Below are 17,102 nucleotides of genomic sequence, written 5' to 3' on the forward strand. Positions count from 1 at the left end.
TTCATTTGAATGAAAAAACTATTTCCTGTAATTTTTGCATGCCTGCTTGGGTGTAAAGATGTAGATAAGGCCATAACTAAGGCTGTAAAAATTCAAAATGTTCCTTCCAAAACTTCGCTGATAGTTTTGGGTAATGTACAGGATGCAGGTTCACCACATATTGCCTGTATTAAGGAATGTTGCCGTGAATTATTCCAAAATCCTGATGACACTAGAAAAGTAGTTTCACTGGGTGTTATTGACCCTGAAAATAACAAGAAGTATCTGTTTGATGCTACTCCGGATATGCCGGAACAGCTTAAAATTTTAAAGAATTACCTGCCAAAAAATACAAATGAAACGGCTGATGGGATCTTCCTTACCCATGCCCATATAGGTCACTATACAGGCCTTATGTATCTTGGAACAGAGGCAATGGGTGCTTCCGATGTAAATGTGTTTGCCATGCCGGTAATGGATTCCTATTTAAGGAATAACGGACCCTGGAGTCAGCTTGTAGAGAATCAGAATATATCTTTACAGTCTTTGAATAATAAGCAAGAAATTTCGCTTACATCTAATCTAAGTGTAATCCCGTTTCTTGTGCCACATCGGGATGAATATTCAGAAACTGTCGGATACAAGATAATCGGTCCGAATAAAACCGTACTTTTTATCCCGGATATAGATAAGTGGTATAAGTGGGAATCTAATATTATTGATAAAATAAGAGAGGTTGACTATGCCTTTCTCGATGCCGGGTTTTTTAGTGAAGAGGAAATAGATAACAGGGATATTTCTGAGATTCCACATCCAACGGTATTGGAAAGCATGGAACTTTTTGATAAATTACCTGCTCATGAAAAAAACAAAGTTTGGTTTATTCATATGAATCACACGAATCCAATGTTAAATCCGGAAAGTGAACAATCCAAATTGGTGATCTCCAATGGCTACCATATAGCCCGATTTAAGAATATATTCGAATTATAAATACGTTAGGGAAACAATAATTGGAGATGTTCAAAAAGCTTTTTTTGATAATAATTGAAAATCCAAAACTTTAAATATGGGTTTAAAAATAATTGGAGCTGGTTATGGAAGAACCGGAACATTATCTACTTATACCGCTTTAAATTCGTTGGGGTTTCCATGCTACCATATGTTTGAGGTGATTGAAAATAAAGACAATAAGACACATCTCGACTTTTGGAACAAAGTAGCTAATGCCCCTGCAGGCCAGCAACATGATTGGAACGAAGTTTTTGAGAAATATACTGCTACAGTAGATAATCCCGGTTGCTGTGTTTGGCGCGAATTATATGAAGCCTATCCCGATGCAAAAGTATTGATCACGCTTCATCCGAGAGGTCCGAAGGCTTGGTATGAAAGCACTATAGACACCATATATTTTACGAAAAGCAGCTGGCAGTTTAAAGTCCTCAAACTGCTGACACCATTTGCTAAAAAGATGGGCAATATGACTTCCAAACTTATTTGGCAACGTTCTCACAAAGGAACAATGAAGGATAAAAAAGCAGCCATAGCAAGATATAAAGAACATATAGAGGAGGTTAAAGCTATCGTCCCAAAAGATAAATTACTTATATTTTCAGTTGATCAGGGATGGGTGCCCTTATGCAAATTTTTAGGTGTTGATGTTCCAAACTCTGAATTTCCGAATGTCAATGATCGTGCTCAGATTAAAAAATCGATTGCTGATATGACAAAAGGAGCCTACATCCTCATCACTATTGGAGTTTTAATTGTTGTAGGGTTGATCTATGCTATTACCAAGTTTTTGATTTAATTAAAAGTCGTAATTCCAACTCTTTTTCGTCAATAATAAATTCAGGAAATAAGGAAATAAAAATTTTGAATTTTTGTACTTTTACAATCTATTAAATTTTGAATTTTTATATCATGAAAAAAGATTTTGAAACTAAATTTACAGCTTGGGCATTTATTTTTGCAGCCATTTTATTATGGGGTGGCTGGGCACTTTCACCACATCATATAGGCGAGTATATTGTTGCATCAGACTTTACTGCAATCAATGAAGATTTGTGGTTTTGGATATGGATGTTTCGATTTCATATTTTTGGTTGGGTAACTATGGCGATAGCTATTTTTGCTTTATTATCTATTACTGCAAAAAGACCCTATCGGGTCCTGTTGTTACCAGGAGCAGGAATGGTGGTTATAGGTACTATGACGCTGGCTATAGCATCTGCCTTTTACTATAATTTCGGAGCCTGGGGAATTGGACAGACCATGGGTAAATCGGCTGCGGAAATTCAACAATTCATGGATAATATCCTTTTTACAAACCAATATGTTACCTGTTTTGTGCGATTTGGACGAATCTTTTCCGGAGTTGGCCTTGTACTATTAGGTTTCGGATTTGTAAAATGGAAAATTATCAACCCATTACTGGGATGGTTTACCGTTCTATTGGGTCTGGCGGCAATGGCTATCATTATGGGTATTCCTGATAATTTTGAAATCTACAAACCCGTTTTTCATGTGAAAGTTATTTGGCTTGCAATGATGGGTGTTGCAATTTTACTAAAAGGGGTTAATCTTCCGGAGACGAAGTCCTGAGAAATAATTGTCCTATTCTATATCATCCGGTTTAAGGCTTCCAGCATTAATTTATTTCCGGGATCCGGTTTTTCGGAAAGAAGTAAAGGAGTTATAATCCCTACGGCATCTTTAACCATAGTAAGAGATTGAGTTACTTTTTCCTTAGATTTTTCAGAATTCGTTATTCTCAATTGAGTACCATAACGAGCCATTCCAATAAAATGATTCAGTAACAATTTTTTATCTTTGTTAAGTCCGGCAAGGATTGAACAGGTTTCTTCAGCATATTTATCCCCTCTGCTTACGTATTCAAAAAATGCTTTTCTCAAATCCGGATTATAGACCACTCCATAGAGGCCATCTGCCAAAATATTAGTAGTTTGAGTCCCCAGGTGACGTGTTTCATAAAATTTTTGAATGGCTTTTCCAATCTGTCCGTTATTACTAAAATCCTTAACTTTTTCCAGATTATTACTCAGCCTTAGAACATCATTAAAAGCTGCAGTCATTCCTCCACCCGTTAAAGGATGCCTCATATTTAACGCATCCCCCAAAAGAACAGCCCCTGCTTTTTTAATTGGGCTTGCCGGAAGTCTATGGTTAGGAAAAGTCTTGAACTTACCCTCTTCTACCGCTGCTACAAAAGCCGTACGGGCAGATTGAGGAATTGCGCTTTCAAACTCTTCTAAAAGGAATTTTTTAAAATCCCTACCCATCCTTGGAGGTTTTTCGCCTTTAAAATCTATTAATACTCTCCATGCTGAAGATGTCACCGGATATATGACCATAGGGGGATGATCACCCATTACAAGATGCCCATGATTAGGAAAAGGCAAATCGCAGTTTTTCAATAAAAGACCCAGAAAATATCCGTTCACCTTATTAACCGGTTTAGATAGTTTCTCCCTGAATTCGGATAAAGGGCCGTCAGTAACAACGGTAAGATGCGCATATACGGATTCTTCATCCGTTGCAAGCTTTCGTTTATAACTTACGCCAACTATTGTATTGTTTTCTTCAATTAAATGGGTAACAGTTCCTTCAATGACTCTGATATTTTGTTGACTTAGTATGTGTTTTCTTATATTTTGTAAAAAAGCACCATTTCTAAAACCATACCCGGAAGGTTCACCGTTTTTATTTGGATAAGGAATAACGTAATCCTGCTCTTCAAAAATAATATCATAACCATAAACAGGTTGGGCATCAATATGGTCTATAAATGAAGAAAAGCCCATCTCATCGAGCTTTTGGACGCCTCCTGGTTGTAACAATTCACCTATGATGACATCTCTTTCACTTAGGTCTCTTTCAACTACCACAATATTTTTTCCCATTTTGGCCAAATTGGCAGCCAAAGTTGCACCGGCAATACCGGCACCAACAATTAGAACATCAACTTCTTTATTTACTCCGGTGTTTGACATTTGCCTTTTCTAAATATCCTTAATTCCAGTTTAAATTTTTAATAAAGCTGAATTAAAGAAAACAGTAATTGTGATATTTAAACTAACAGTACAAATGTATTGTATTCAATACAAAACTTGAAAATTTCATTCGTTTTTATTCTTCCTAAAGCAGGATAAGTATTCTTAAAGGCCATTATTCAAAACTAAATTGAATTATATTTACAAGGTAATTTGAATTCTCTAACCTAGAATTAATTATCCTTGTGCCAAGGCTAATGAGTTAATGGCCTTAAATTGAAATTTGTTTTCCTGTAATGGTCTATCCCAAGCAAAAAATTGAGCAGGCTATCCAAAAAATTTACGGTTGGATGGCTGCAAATCAAACCGAAGAAGGAACCTGGCCTGTGCCGTATGACGGCCCTTTTTTTCTTTTGCCATTGTACATTTTTGCAATGAGAATATGCGGACAACCTATGAGCATGGAAACCAAAACCAAGATGAGCAGGTATATTCTGAGACATCAATTGGCAGATGGCAGTTTTGGTATTCATCAGGAATCAAAAGTGGGTACAATTTTTACCTGTGTAATTAATTATGTGGCTTTGCGCTTTTTGGGTCATTCTGCTTCAGAAGCCGAATTAAAAAAGGCATTAACTTGGATACATGATAAAGGTGGACCCCTGTACTCTGCAAGTTGGTGCAAATTTATACTGTCATTTCTCAATTTGTATTCTTATAAAGGGGTTGCCCCCGTACCTCCGGAGCTCTACATGTTACCTAGCTGGTTTCCATTTCATCCCCGTAAAATTTCCGGTTATGTGAGAATCATTTATTTACCCATGTGTTACTTCTATCGCGAACGACTGGCGATAGAACCAGATGAACTAATACTTCAGTTGCGGAAAGAATTATACCTCCAACCCTATGAGCAAATTAATTTTGCTAAACACAGAGGGGCTTTTGCCGATACCGATAATATATTTCCGGAAACAAGAATTTTTAAAATTTCTATGTGGTGGATAAAAAGAATAGATCCTCTAATCCCTAAATTCATTAAAAAGAAGGCGCTGGCACTGGTTTATGAACACATAGAATATGAGGATGAAAATTCTTCTTTTATTAGACAAGCCCCTGTAAATGCAGTATACAATACCCTGGTATACCATTTTAGAGGCGAGAAAGTGAAACTGGAAAAATCCTGGGAAAAACTACCATTATACTTATGGGAAGATGATGATGAAATATTGATGCAGGGCTTTACAAACACTTATACCTGGGATTGCGGATTTTACCTTCAGGCTATCGGCAAAGATGCTATAGATCCTGATTTAAAACCTTTAGCCCTAAAAACCCGAAAATTCCTGCTTGATAATCAGGTGATGACGGAGCTAAAAAACCCTTTTAAATACCATCGCCTTCCAAGAGCAGGGGGTTGGACTTTTAGTTACCTGGATAACGGATGGGTAGTATCGGACTGCACCGCTGAGGCCGTTAAAGCACTGCTGGAAACAGAAGGCTTAGGTGATGAAGCATTGTCAGATGAACGAATAAAAAAAGCTATCAGTTTTATAATGCTACTCCAGGGTAAAGATGGAGGATGGACAAGTGTGGACAAAGCAATAGGGAGCCCTAAACTAGAGTGGTTTAATGCGGCAAATGTATTTGTTGATATTATGGTTGACCATTCCTATGTAGAATGTACGGCAAGTATTATTCAGTGTTTCGCACAAATAAAACAAAGCAGGCCTCATTTGTTTACCTCTGAAATGGAAAACGCCATGGAGCGTGCCGTTAAATACCTGTTGAAATCTCAATATAAAGATGGCAGCTGGGAAGCCCTTTGGGGTCTGTGTTTTACCTATGGAATTTGTTTTGTTGTGGAAGGACTGATTATGTATGGAATGAGTAAGGACCATAAGGCAATACACCGTGCATGTGCCTACTTATGGTCTAAACAAAAAGAAGACGGCGGTTGGGGGGAAGCACAGGAATCTGCCCTTGCAAGGGAATATATCCAGGCAGATACCAGTGTGGTCGACCAAACGGCCTGGTGCATACTCGCATTATTAAATGGGGGTTATGCGGAAGACCCCCGGTTATTTAAGGCCATAGAATGGCTTATTAACCAACAACTTGAAGATGGAGACTGGCCGGTGCAGCCCATGAGTGGACTGTTTTATAAAACTACTATGGTTTCCTACAGGAACTACAAACGCTATTTCTCATTATTAGCTTTAAAGAAGTATGGGCAAGAACTGGCCACAAAACCAGGGTAAACCATTTCAGTTTACCTGCATAATTAAGTTTATATCATAAAGAAATTACTATCTTATCAATCATTTCTTGAATATTAAAACAACCAACTTTAAACATAAAACTATGAAATCAGTATTAATAACCGGTACCAGCAAAGGTATTGGCCTTGAAACCTCTTTAGCATTCGCGAGAGCCGGCTATAAAGTATATGCTACCATGCGCAACCCTCAAAATGCAACTGTTTTTAGACAAAAAATCAAAGATGAATCTTTAAATATTACTATCTCTGCGATGGATGTGGACTCTGATGAATCTGTCAGCCGGGCAATTGGCGCTATCATAAAAGAGAATGACACCATAGATGTTCTTGTAAACAATGCCGGAATTGAACGTCATGGATCCGTTGAGGAATTGAGCATGAAAGAAATTATAGCTATTATGAATACCAATTATTTTGGCGTACTCAGATGTACCAAACAGCTTTTACCGCTGATGCGCTCTACTAAAAATGGTTGTATTATTAATATTGCATCAGTCGCAGGAAAAATTTCAAACACCCCTCTGGGTGCTTATGCGGCCAGTAAACATGCTCTTGAAGCAATAAGCGAAGCTCTTGCCCAGGAAGTTAAACCTTTTAATATAAGAGTTAAAATAGTTGAACCTGGCATTATTGATACGCAAATGGCCAGAGATATAGGTGTTGGTGGTGAATCTGTCTATCCTCAGTCTAACCGTTTTGGCGGTCTTTTTAAAGCGTCTCTTGAAACACCAACCTCACCTGCAATGGTAGCCGATAAGATATTGAAAGTAGCAGAAAACAAAAACTGGGAATTAAGACATCCTGTAGGTCCGGATGCGCAGCCGTTTCTAGATTGGCGGGCATCTATGACCGATGAAGAATGGGTAGATTGGAATGCTGCCAACGATGAAGATTGGTACAATTCTGTTGAGGAACTATTTGGGCTGAATGCCAGGAAATAATAAAATTTTCAGTAATGATTAACTGAAACCGTTTTTCTTTTTCACTATTATACCTCATGATTATTTAGGCGCAGCCAGTACAATTGGAGTGGGAATAAGTCAAATAGCGGTTGGCGCAGGAATTAGAATAGCTCTTTGGGCTGCAAGCAGAGCTGGATTAAATAAGAAAAGAACTTAGGAGGATTCAGATCAATAATTGTTCAAAGTAATAGGAAAACTGCCTAAAGGAATTTATCTTTCATGCCTTGAATTTGTAATTTCTTTTTTTTAACACTATTGTCTTAAATGATTATTCTTCGTTCTTTTTTTATTGCTTCTGTATTTTCTCTGATTAGTGCCAATTTCTTTATACTTTATTCCCAGGACTTTTCTTCTCTGGAATATCGCAATGTAGGACCATACCGGGGCGGGCGAGTGACAGCTGTTGCCGGGATTACCTCCCAACCCTCCACCTTCTTTTTAGGAGCCACGGGTGGTGGTGTCTGGAAAACGGAAGATTACGGCACCTCATGGCACAATGTTTCTGATGGTTTTTTTAAGACCCCATCAATTGGGGCAATTGCGGTTGCACAAAACGACCCAAATATCGTTTATGTGGGAACAGGGTCAGACGGTTTGCGAAGTAACCTGATTGAAGGTAAAGGCATGTATAAATCTATTGATGGGGGTAAGACCTGGGTAGAAACGGGACTCACAGAGGTTGGGCAGATAGGGGCTATTCGTATACATCCTGTTGATCATAATATAGTATATGTTGCTGCTCTGGGACGTGCTTTTAATTCAAATCCTGAAAGGGGTCTCTACAAAACCACTGATGGGGGCAAGACCTGGAACAGCATTTTATTCATTTCAAATAAAACTGGAATATCCGATGTAGAAATGATGCCAACCAATCCCAATATCCTTTATGCTGCAGCCTGGAAAGCAGAACGCAAGCCCTGGACTATAATTAGCGGAGGAACGCCAAAAGAAGGAGGAATCTACAAATCCATTGACGCCGGGAAAAACTGGAACAAAATGGAGAGTGGACTTCCCGCAGATCTAATCGGTAAAATAGACCTTGAAGTATGCCCGGCAGATTCTAAATTACTTTATGCATTGGTTGAAGCACCTAATGAAGAAGGCGGTTTATATATTTCAGATGACCATGGTGAAAACTTTGAACAAGTATCTGACGAGAAAAAAATACGCACAAGACCGTTTTATTACACGAACGTAAAAGTAGATCCACAAAACCCGGATGTCATCTATAGCATGGCCACAGATTACATGAAATCGGCAGACAGGGGAAAAACATGGGTATCCCTTTCGGTACCGCACGGTGATAATCACGATATGTGGATCAATCCGGAAAATTCGGATCTTTTCATTCAAAGCAATGACGGCGGGGCAAACGTAACACATAACGGAGGTAAAAGCTGGTCTACACAATTCAACCAGCCTACTTCAGAAATTTACCAGGTAGAGGTAGACAACCAATACCCTTACTGGCTTTACGGTGGGCAGCAGGATAACTATTCCACCATTGCAGTACCCAGTATGGCGCCATATGGAATCCAGGCAGCCGGAATTGGTTATATCATAAATACAGGTGGTTGTGAAACCGGACCGGCGGTACCTCATCCAACAAATCCTGATATTGTTTACTCCAATTGTAAAGGCCGGTTTACGGTTTTTAACAAAAAAACCGGAACGGAAAAATCATTTTACGTAGGAGCCTCAAATATGTACGGGCATAATCCAAAAGACCTGCAATTCAGATTTCAGCGGGTATCCCCTATTCTGGTTTCCCCTCATAATCCAAAAGTTATTTATCATACATCGCAATATGTTCATAAAACTACCGATGAAGGTAAAACCTGGAAAATCATTTCACCGGACCTCACGGCTTTTGAAGCAGATAAACAAGTGATTTCGGGAAGTCCAATTACACGAGACATCACAGGTGAAGAATTCTACAGTACTATATATGCCATTCAGGAATCTTCTTTAGAGGAAGGGCTAATTTGGGTAGGTGCCAATGATGGTCCAGTTCATGTTACCCGTAATGGAGGTAAATCCTGGAAGGATGTAACTCCAAAAAACTTGCCCCCGGGTGGCAGGGTAGATGCTGTTGAGCCTTCGCCACACAATCCGGCAAAGGCCTATATTACCGTGCTTAGATATCAGTTAGGCGATCGGAAGCCTTATATCTATAAAACCGAAAATTATGGTGAATCTTGGCAATTACTTACGCCAGGTACCAACGGTATCCCAAAAGAATACACTGTAAGAGTAGTTCGCGAAGACCCTGAAAAAGAAGGTCTTTTGTTTGCCGGTACAGAATATGGGGTTTTTGTTTCATTTAATGACGGAGCAACATGGATGGCATTTCAACAAAATCTGCCTATTACACCAATTTCCGATCTGAAAATCCATAGAGGGGATTTGGTTTTATCAACTATGGGCCGTGGATTTTGGATCTTAGATGATATAAACCTCCTTAGACAGGATAATTTAGTGAATATCAAGAATAATATATTATTCAAATCCAATTCTGCAATTCGATATAGAACCCCTTCCGGGGCCCGAACAAGTGAGTCCCCAAAGTATCCTAAACCCGGGTTAACCATTGATTACTTCTTACAGGAAGATATGAGTTCTCCATTAAAATTGGAAATTTTAAACGAAAGAATGGAGGTTGTAAATACCTACATTAGCGATACTACAGGGATTTCAAAAGATACGGTAAAACGGAATATGAGTACAGAATTTCTGAATTATCAGGTAACTGATAAACTATCGGCAAGGAAAGGTTTCAATCGGTTTAGATGGGATATGACGACAACTGGCCCATGGAATAAGAAAGTCGAAGACCGTTATAAAAATGGTATTCTTGTAAAGCCCGGAATATATATGGCAAAGCTCACAATTGACGAACAAGTGTTATCGAAATCCATTCAAATAGCTATAGACCCTAAGGTTAAGGCTTCCGGTGTCACTGAAAAAACTATAAGTGAGCAGGTAGATTTTCAAATAAAGGTACGCGACTTATTAAATAAGGCTTTGTTGCTGGTCAACAATTTGGAAATAGAACAGGAATCTTTGGAGAATAAAGAGAAAGTAACCGAAGCGGATAAAACGAAATTATCAAAAATAAAAACAACCCTTGAAGGATTAAGAACCAGTGAAGGAATTTATGAGCAACCTATGTTGACGAGCCAAATCCAATATTTATACAATATGATGAACAAGGCTGATCAGGAGATTGGACAAGACGCATTGGACAGGTTTGTTGAATTGAAAAACAGCTTTGAGACCCTCCAAAAAAGTATTAACTAGTCCATTTTTTTTATAAGAAACACCAATAATAAAAATCCTATTCATGAATATTTTTAGAAAAATCAAAACCTACAATAAACACGGGCGAAGAGTAGTAAATGATCCATTTCATAAAAAAACACTTGAATTAACTAAGTTAGAACTCAAAAAAACACCCCAAAGAACCGAGGTGATAAATTTTTTATTGTCACTCTTTAAGAGAGAAACTATCTATTTAGAAATTGGTGTTCGAAATCCGGAGGACAATTATAATCACATAAATGCTGACACAAAGTATAGCGTGGATCCGGGTCTGGAATACAAGGCAAACTCAATAGATTTTAAAATGACCAGTGATAGTTTCTTTGATAAATTAAATAATAATGAAATTTTATCTAAAGATATTAAGTTTGATATCATTTTTATTGATGGTCTGCATCTGGCAGAGCAGGTAGATTTAGATATTAAAAATGCATTGGACTATATAAAAGACGATGGTTTTATAGTGTTGCATGACTGTAACCCCCCAACGGAGTGGCACGCAAGGGAGGACTATGACTACAAGAATTCCCCGGCACAAGGCTATTGGAACGGAACTACCTGGAAGGCATTTTTAAAATCGCGTTTCGATTCCGGTTTGTATTCCTGTTGTATTGATACGGACTGGGGCGTTGGAATTTTGTCTAAAAAACATCCTATAGGCGACAGCATAAAAAATACCAATCCATTTTATGAATACAAGGTTTTGGATGAAAACAGAAAAGCAAATCTTAATTTGATAAGCTTTAGTGAGTTGAAAAAAATATTAGCTTGATCCATTAAACCAGTTCATGTGAATTTTCTTAAAAGTCTATGAGTTCAAAAAAACAAATCATGAAAAATAGATTATTCCTCCTCCTTCTGTCCAGTTTAATAGCCACTATGAATTTAAGTGCACAGCAAGTAATCCCCAGTAAAAAACAAACAGAAGACATTCACTCCCTAATAGAAAACTACGCGCTGGCACGAGAAAAGAAAGATGTTGTGCTGCTAGAAAGTATTTTAACATCAGACGTGGATCAATTAGTTTCTTCTGGGAAATGGAGAATGGGTAAAAAGGAATCTATGGAAGGGATGTTACAAAGTTCCACGAGTAATCCGGGCACAAGAACCCTCAAAATAGAAAAAATTCGACTTTTTAATGCACAGTGCGCAATAGTGGATGCCCGCTATGAGATTAAAAATAATAACGAAACAATAAGAAAGATGTGGAGTAGTTTCGTAGTAGTGTTAAGTGAAAACGAATGGAAAATAAGTGCTATCCGGAATATGCTGCCGGCCGGACAAAAATAGATTCAATAAATGAAAGCCATTGTGTACACTCAATACGGATCCCCGGATGTTTTACAAGTTAAAGAGGTCAAAAAACCTGAACCCAAGGAGAATGAAATCCTGGTAAGGGTCAGGGCAACCTCTGTAAATAGAACAGACTGTGCCAACCTGAGGGCAAAACCATTTATTATGCGGTTTACGATGGGTCTTTTTAAGCCTAAAAAGATTATTATGGGGACTGAATTTGCCGGCGATGTTGTTGAAGTTGGCGATGGGGTAACTTCATTTGGTGTTGGAGATAAAGTTTTTGGGTTTGACGATAGTGTTTTAAGCTCTTATGCTGAATTTCTTGTATTCTCGGCCAGCAAAGGTGTTTCAACAATGCCCGAAGGTTTCAGCTATCAACAGGCCGGTGCTTGTATAGAAGGTGCGCATTATGCATATAACATCATAAACAAAGTTGCACTCAAGAAAGGTCAAAAAGTAATGGTTAATGGGGCCTCCGGTGGCATTGGCTCCGCCACTGTTCAACTACTCAACTATTTTGGCGCCCAGATCACAGGGGTATGCAACACCAAAAATATAGAATTGGTAAAATCTTTAGGTGCAGAAAAAATAATCGATTATACCATTGAAGATTTTACAAAAGACCCTGAAAAATATGACTATGTCTTTGATACCGTTGGTAAAAGTACTTTTGGCAAATGCAAGTCATTATTAAAACCAGGTGGTGTTTATATCTCTTCTGAATTGGGCCCTTGGTCTCAAAATCTCTTCTACTCCCTTATTTCTGGCATTTTTGGCAGCCTTCCGGGTCAGGCAGGAAAAAAAGTAAAATTCCCATATCCACCTGATATAAAGCGAAGCGTACTTCTGGTAAAAAAACTGATAGAAGAGGGTAAGTTTAAATCTGTAATTGATAGGTCTTATCCACTAAAAGAAATTGCGGAGGCATTCAGGTATGTAGAAAAAGGACAAAAAACAGGAAATGTTTCAATCCTTGTATGAAAGGGTCAAGAATTGTAGCACAATCCCGGTAATTGGTTTTATTGCCGTTTATCCGGAAAATTAATAGACCTTACCCGAACCAGGGATAATTGGTTTTATTATTAGTCGTATTTAATTCATGTGCAATTGCTATCTTTCACACTTTAACAGAAAAACCAAACCAACACATAGCCCATGAATACCACCAGGCAAAGAATTACTTCCATTGATATGCTAAGAGGTTTAGTCATGGTACTCATGGCCTTGGATCACGTGCGGGATTATTTCAATTATGATGCATTTCTCTTTGACCCCACAGATTTAACAAAAACCACTGGTGCCCTTTTTATTACAAGATTTTTGACCCACTTTTGTGCTACCGTATTTGTTTTTTTAGCAGGTACCTCAGCTTTTTTCGTAGGCCAGCGAAGAGATAAAAAATCCCTGTCGGTTTGGCTTTTAAAAAGGGGCATATGGCTGGTTATAGTGGAATTTACTATAATAAAACTCGCCTGGTTTTTTAAACTTGATTATTCGGTAGTGCTTTTTATGGTCATTTGGATCCTTGGGCTAAGTATGATATTACTTGCAGGATTTATACACCTTCCTAAAAAACTGATGATTTTACTATCCGTTTTGGTTATTGTGGGACACAACGCATTTGATACATTTACTCCGGAAGGTCCGATTATGTCCGGCCTATGGACATTTCTGCATGTGTATAACCCTGTAAACATAGGTAATATAGAGCTATTTATCGCCTATCCAATACTTCCCTGGGTGTTTGTAATGCCGCTGGGCTATTACTTTGGCGAACTTTATAAGCCTGGTGTAGACTCTGCTTTTAGAGTCAAGAGATTGTGGCTCTTGGGAATCAGTATCACTTTGGCATTTCTTATATTACGCTTCATAAATATTTATGGAGATCCCTATCTGTGGTCATCTCAAAAATCTTTTGGTTTTACGGTCATCTCATTTTTAAACGTTACGAAGTACCCCCCTTCTCTAATGTATTTATTAATCACTATAGGGCCTTCAATAATATTTCTGGCATTAGCGGAAAAATGGAAGGGTTCATTTTTTGATAAATTAATTACCATTGGTCGCGTCCCCATGTTCTTTTATATCATTCATATCTATATAATACACCTTCTGGCATTAATAGCTGCTTTATTTACAGGGTTTAAGGCTTCTGATATGGTTATTGACTTCTGGGTAAACGAGCAACCAGAACTTCAGGGATATGGATTCAGCCTCTGGTTGGTTTATCTTATATGGATATTGCTGATCATCGCATTGTATCCTGCATGCAGTCGGTTCAATAAATACAAGAGCACTAATAGAGATAAATGGTGGCTTAGTTATCTTTAGATAACTATTTTACAAAATTGAACTTATTATTTTCATATTTTGATTAACTATAAAAATCGCTCCTATGAAAAACATTACATCTTTTATTAAAACAACCCTGATTGGGGGATTGTTTTTTGTGATCCCTATTGTTTTAGTTCTTTTGATTATAGGCAAGATCCTGGAAATTTTCAGAAAATTGGTTGCCCCTATTGCCAATTTAATTCCTTTGGAAACAATTGGAGGAATTACCATATCGAGAATAATTGCTTTGCTTGTACTATTGCTGATCTGCTTTATGGCTGGTTTGTTTTCTAAATCAACAAAAGCAAGTCAATTTAGAAAATGGATCGAAGATAAAATTCTATCGCATATACCAGGTTATACCCTCTTAAAAGGAATGACCGAGTCTGCCGCAGGCCGGGATTCTGAGGATTTAAAAGATGTAGTTCTTGTAGATATTGAAGAAGTATGGCAAATTGGTTTTTTAATGGATGAAATTGACGATGAATTAAGTGCTGTATATATTCCCGGTGCCCCAAACCCAATGTCTGGCGATGTTTTTTTCGTCAAAAAAGAACGTCTAAAAAAACTGGATTTGCCCGAACTGAGTGCCATGAAGATATACAAAAAGTTAGGTTCAGACGCGAAGAAAATTCTTAAGGGACAAATTAATAAATCTTCTTTTTGAGTAAAATTTGCGAAGGAAAAGCGATACGTCTTCTAACAAGAGTTATAACTTTCGGAAGATGTTTTTCTTATTCTTAGCTTTTTGCCATTTATTTTTCTTTTATATCAACCATATTTTTTAAGTTAAGAATCTTAGTATTCATAAAGCAAAATCTATTTATATTACAATCTTTATAGAACTCAAACAATTTAGAGAAATATGAATTCCTCAATATTAGATTCAATCCCATTTTATCTCACCTATATTGGTCTTTTTATTTTACTATTGATCGCTTTTGAAATTGGTTATCAAATTAGCAGGCGTAGCAAAGGTCTTCAAGAAGAGGTGGAACCCGGCACCCTGACACCCATGGTAGGAGGACTTATTGGATTACTGGGGTTCCTGCTGGCTTTTACATTTTCAATTGCCACCTCACAATATAACCAGCGCAAACAATACGTTCTTGAGGAAGCCAACGAAATTGGAACTTCTTACCTAAGGGCAGACCTTATTGATACGAAATACAAAACCGAAGTAAAGCGATTATTAAGGGAATATGTTGACACGCGCCTGCAAGCCCTGAGCAGCACAAATATCAACAATGAGCTCGTCAGATCAGTTGAGTTGCATAGTCTTTTATGGAATGAAGTATCGAATGCGGCCTTAGTTACTCCCAATACCAACACGGCGATGCTGGTTCAGTCTATTAATAATGTGATTGATATGCATGAAAAAAGGGTTACTGCAGGTTTGCGAAATCGGATTCCTATTGCAATTTGGATAACACTTCTGGCCATCTCGTTCGTGACCATGGCTATAATAGGTATTAAAGCAGGTTTTACCAAACCAAGGGGTTTGATTGCTGTAATTCCCATGATATTGGCCTTTGCCGCACTCACCACACTTATTGTGGATCTCAACCGTCCTCAAAAAGGGTTATTTAAGGTAGGGCAAGAATCGTTGATTTCACTTCAAAAGAGTATGCAAAAAGATGTGCAATAAGCGTGTGACTTTCATCTCCCCTTTTCCTAATTCTCTTATATCCTTGGTGTATTTCTTTATGACATAAATCATAGTTTGTCTTTTGTTGATATCCTACCTTTTGAAACCAATTTTAAATTAAAGACGATGGCAATAAACAAAAATGATAAAAGTTCCTGGGCTATTGGTGGGACTACGCTTATTGGTTTGGGAGTTGGCCTTTTCTTTCTGCAAACCTCTCCTATTTGGTTCGTGGCTTGCTTGATTGCCGGCATTGGATTTGGATTAGTCCTAACAGCAATTTTGTCTTCCAAAAATACTTAGGTTAATTTCAGTTTTCCATTTTTTCAAATTCCATACGGTCACTAACCTTTCTGGGAAGTACCAAAGATGAAATAGATGATAAAGTTTTTCAGAAATACAAGGAAACAATTATTTACAGAAAACAAGTTTACAAAATACCTGTTCTATGCCATAGGTGAGATCATTTTGGTGGTCATTGGAATTCTGATAGCCTTACAAATCAATAATTGGAATAATCAGCGTTTGGAAAAGGAAGATGAAAATAAGTCCTATCGGAATATTAAGCGACAGATAGAAGATGACAGGAAAGAACTTACCGACGTTAAAGCATTTAATAACTATTTCTCGGCTACTTATAAACACGCTAACAAAATAATCAGGGCTCAGGATTTTACTAAATCAGATTCACTGGCCTTAATAGCTATGGGATTGTCTCAATATTCCGATTTTAATAGTAGCGGTAATATTTATGAGACCCTGGTCAACAGTGGAAACCTAAAGCTCCTTAAAAATGATGAGATAACCAGTTTAATTCAACAATTGGAAAACACCTACATCTTTGCCAACAAGCTTGAAACTATTCATTGGGAGATTATTATTAATGAATTATCCCCGGCACTTCGAGGGGTAGTTAATTTTGATGCTTTTAAAGCCGTAAAACCTGAAAGACTTTATGAGGTGGAAATGCAAAACATTTTTGTGGAAAGTATTTATTTGACTTCTGCTAAAGACTCAGTTTATAGTAAGGCCATCCGCGAAATAGATACAATTATCAATTTAATAAATACAGAGTTGGGTGCTGTGAAAGACTAAAACTATTTGTCTGCACTTAATCACTTCTATAATCTATACTATCAACTCACCCGTGATATTCGAAGCATAATAAAAAGATTTAAATAAAACGGAAACTGTTTCCTTCATTCACTATCTTGGAAACTTCAATATTGATAAATGGGGCATTACTATTTTTTGGCCCGGGAAAAAATGAT

At 37.6% G+C, this 17,102-nt stretch carries 15 protein-coding genes; 14 read left to right on the forward strand and 1 reads right to left on the reverse strand.

Annotation, left to right across the window (positions count from 1 at the left end; all coding sequences use genetic code 11):
- Positions 1 to 9: 9 nt before the first annotated feature.
- The 3 genes from Q0874_RS12405 (at position 10) to Q0874_RS12415 (ending at position 2,583) form a co-directional block, all read left to right on the forward strand.
- On the forward strand, positions 10 to 972 hold the full coding sequence (locus Q0874_RS12405; protein ID WP_299163630.1) for an MBL fold metallo-hydrolase: 963 nt from the start codon (positions 10 to 12) through the stop codon (positions 970 to 972).
- 76 nt (positions 973 to 1,048) lie between these two features.
- A complete protein-coding gene (locus tag Q0874_RS12410) occupies positions 1,049 to 1,789 on the forward strand; it encodes a sulfotransferase family protein (RefSeq protein ID WP_299163631.1) in 741 nt (246 codons plus the stop codon).
- Positions 1,790 to 1,902: 113 nt separating this feature from the next.
- The gene (locus Q0874_RS12415; RefSeq protein ID WP_299163632.1) at positions 1,903 to 2,583 is read left to right on the forward strand and encodes a hypothetical protein; all 681 of its coding nucleotides are present in this window, start codon (positions 1,903 to 1,905) and stop codon (positions 2,581 to 2,583) included.
- Positions 2,584 to 2,600: 17 nt separating this feature from the next.
- On the opposite strand, the gene Q0874_RS12420 is transcribed toward Q0874_RS12415, so the two are convergent.
- Positions 2,601 to 3,992 carry an FAD-dependent oxidoreductase gene (locus tag Q0874_RS12420; RefSeq protein WP_299163633.1) on the reverse strand — a complete coding sequence of 464 codons (1,392 nt, stop codon included), beginning with the start codon at positions 3,990 to 3,992 and terminating at the stop codon, positions 2,601 to 2,603.
- A gap of 296 nt (positions 3,993 to 4,288) precedes the next feature.
- Here Q0874_RS12420 and Q0874_RS12425 point away from each other — a divergent pair, with 296 nt between their 5' ends.
- The 11 genes from Q0874_RS12425 to Q0874_RS12475 all read left to right on the forward strand — a co-directional run bounded on the left by Q0874_RS12425 (position 4,289) and on the right by Q0874_RS12475 (position 16,926).
- Positions 4,289 to 6,250: a prenyltransferase/squalene oxidase repeat-containing protein gene (locus tag Q0874_RS12425; RefSeq protein WP_299163635.1), complete on the forward strand. Its 1,962-nt coding sequence runs from the start codon at positions 4,289 to 4,291 to the stop codon at positions 6,248 to 6,250.
- Positions 6,251 to 6,353: 103 nt separating this feature from the next.
- Positions 6,354 to 7,211 carry an SDR family oxidoreductase gene (locus Q0874_RS12430; protein ID WP_299163637.1) on the forward strand — a complete coding sequence of 286 codons (858 nt, stop codon included), beginning with the start codon at positions 6,354 to 6,356 and terminating at the stop codon, positions 7,209 to 7,211.
- 285 nt (positions 7,212 to 7,496) lie between these two features.
- On the forward strand, positions 7,497 to 10,532 hold the full coding sequence (locus tag Q0874_RS12435; protein WP_299163638.1) for a hypothetical protein: 3,036 nt from the start codon (positions 7,497 to 7,499) through the stop codon (positions 10,530 to 10,532).
- Positions 10,533 to 10,575: 43 nt separating this feature from the next.
- Positions 10,576 to 11,325, forward strand: a complete 750-nt coding sequence (locus Q0874_RS12440) for a class I SAM-dependent methyltransferase (RefSeq protein ID WP_299163640.1) — start codon at positions 10,576 to 10,578, stop codon at positions 11,323 to 11,325.
- Between the two features lie 59 nt (positions 11,326 to 11,384).
- Positions 11,385 to 11,843 carry a nuclear transport factor 2 family protein gene (locus tag Q0874_RS12445; protein WP_299163642.1) on the forward strand — a complete coding sequence of 153 codons (459 nt, stop codon included), beginning with the start codon at positions 11,385 to 11,387 and terminating at the stop codon, positions 11,841 to 11,843.
- 9 nt (positions 11,844 to 11,852) lie between these two features.
- Positions 11,853 to 12,830, forward strand: coding sequence for an NAD(P)-dependent alcohol dehydrogenase (locus Q0874_RS12450; RefSeq protein WP_299163644.1), 978 nt, complete (start codon positions 11,853 to 11,855; stop codon positions 12,828 to 12,830).
- Positions 12,831 to 13,004: 174 nt separating this feature from the next.
- A complete protein-coding gene (locus tag Q0874_RS12455) occupies positions 13,005 to 14,180 on the forward strand; it encodes a DUF1624 domain-containing protein (protein WP_299163645.1) in 1,176 nt (391 codons plus the stop codon).
- Between the two features lie 64 nt (positions 14,181 to 14,244).
- Positions 14,245 to 14,850 carry a DUF502 domain-containing protein gene (locus tag Q0874_RS12460; RefSeq protein WP_299163647.1) on the forward strand — a complete coding sequence of 202 codons (606 nt, stop codon included), beginning with the start codon at positions 14,245 to 14,247 and terminating at the stop codon, positions 14,848 to 14,850.
- Positions 14,851 to 15,048: 198 nt separating this feature from the next.
- Positions 15,049 to 15,831 (forward strand): DUF4239 domain-containing protein, encoded by a 783-nt coding sequence (locus tag Q0874_RS12465; RefSeq protein WP_299163649.1) that lies wholly within the window; start codon positions 15,049 to 15,051, stop codon positions 15,829 to 15,831.
- 126 nt (positions 15,832 to 15,957) lie between these two features.
- The gene (locus Q0874_RS12470; protein WP_299163650.1) at positions 15,958 to 16,134 is read left to right on the forward strand and encodes a hypothetical protein; all 177 of its coding nucleotides are present in this window, start codon (positions 15,958 to 15,960) and stop codon (positions 16,132 to 16,134) included.
- 75 nt (positions 16,135 to 16,209) lie between these two features.
- Positions 16,210 to 16,926 (forward strand): DUF6090 family protein, encoded by a 717-nt coding sequence (locus Q0874_RS12475; RefSeq protein WP_299163651.1) that lies wholly within the window; start codon positions 16,210 to 16,212, stop codon positions 16,924 to 16,926.
- Positions 16,927 to 17,102: the final 176 nt, after the last annotated feature.

This window comes from uncultured Eudoraea sp., assembly GCF_947490415.1.
Classification (GTDB): Bacteria; Bacteroidota; Bacteroidia; order Flavobacteriales; family Flavobacteriaceae; genus Eudoraea.

Coding starts and splice junctions, on each gene's coding strand:
- Q0874_RS12430 (WP_299163637.1), top strand. CDS start 6,354: ATGAAATCAGTATTAATAACCGGTACCAGCAAAGGTATTGGCCTTGAA.
- Q0874_RS12420 (WP_299163633.1), bottom strand. CDS start 3,992: ATGTCAAACACCGGAGTAAATAAAGAAGTTGATGTTCTAATTGTTGGT.
- Q0874_RS12415 (WP_299163632.1), top strand. CDS start 1,903: ATGAAAAAAGATTTTGAAACTAAATTTACAGCTTGGGCATTTATTTTT.
- Q0874_RS12410 (WP_299163631.1), top strand. CDS start 1,049: ATGGGTTTAAAAATAATTGGAGCTGGTTATGGAAGAACCGGAACATTA.
- Q0874_RS12445 (WP_299163642.1), top strand. CDS start 11,385: ATGAAAAATAGATTATTCCTCCTCCTTCTGTCCAGTTTAATAGCCACT.
- Q0874_RS12425 (WP_299163635.1), top strand. CDS start 4,289: ATGGTCTATCCCAAGCAAAAAATTGAGCAGGCTATCCAAAAAATTTAC.
- Q0874_RS12440 (WP_299163640.1), top strand. CDS start 10,576: ATGAATATTTTTAGAAAAATCAAAACCTACAATAAACACGGGCGAAGA.
- Q0874_RS12450 (WP_299163644.1), top strand. CDS start 11,853: ATGAAAGCCATTGTGTACACTCAATACGGATCCCCGGATGTTTTACAA.
- Q0874_RS12465 (WP_299163649.1), top strand. CDS start 15,049: ATGAATTCCTCAATATTAGATTCAATCCCATTTTATCTCACCTATATT.
- Q0874_RS12460 (WP_299163647.1), top strand. CDS start 14,245: ATGAAAAACATTACATCTTTTATTAAAACAACCCTGATTGGGGGATTG.
- Q0874_RS12475 (WP_299163651.1), top strand. CDS start 16,210: ATGATAAAGTTTTTCAGAAATACAAGGAAACAATTATTTACAGAAAAC.
- Q0874_RS12455 (WP_299163645.1), top strand. CDS start 13,005: ATGAATACCACCAGGCAAAGAATTACTTCCATTGATATGCTAAGAGGT.
- Q0874_RS12470 (WP_299163650.1), top strand. CDS start 15,958: ATGGCAATAAACAAAAATGATAAAAGTTCCTGGGCTATTGGTGGGACT.
- Q0874_RS12405 (WP_299163630.1), top strand. CDS start 10: ATGAAAAAACTATTTCCTGTAATTTTTGCATGCCTGCTTGGGTGTAAA.
- Q0874_RS12435 (WP_299163638.1), top strand. CDS start 7,497: ATGATTATTCTTCGTTCTTTTTTTATTGCTTCTGTATTTTCTCTGATT.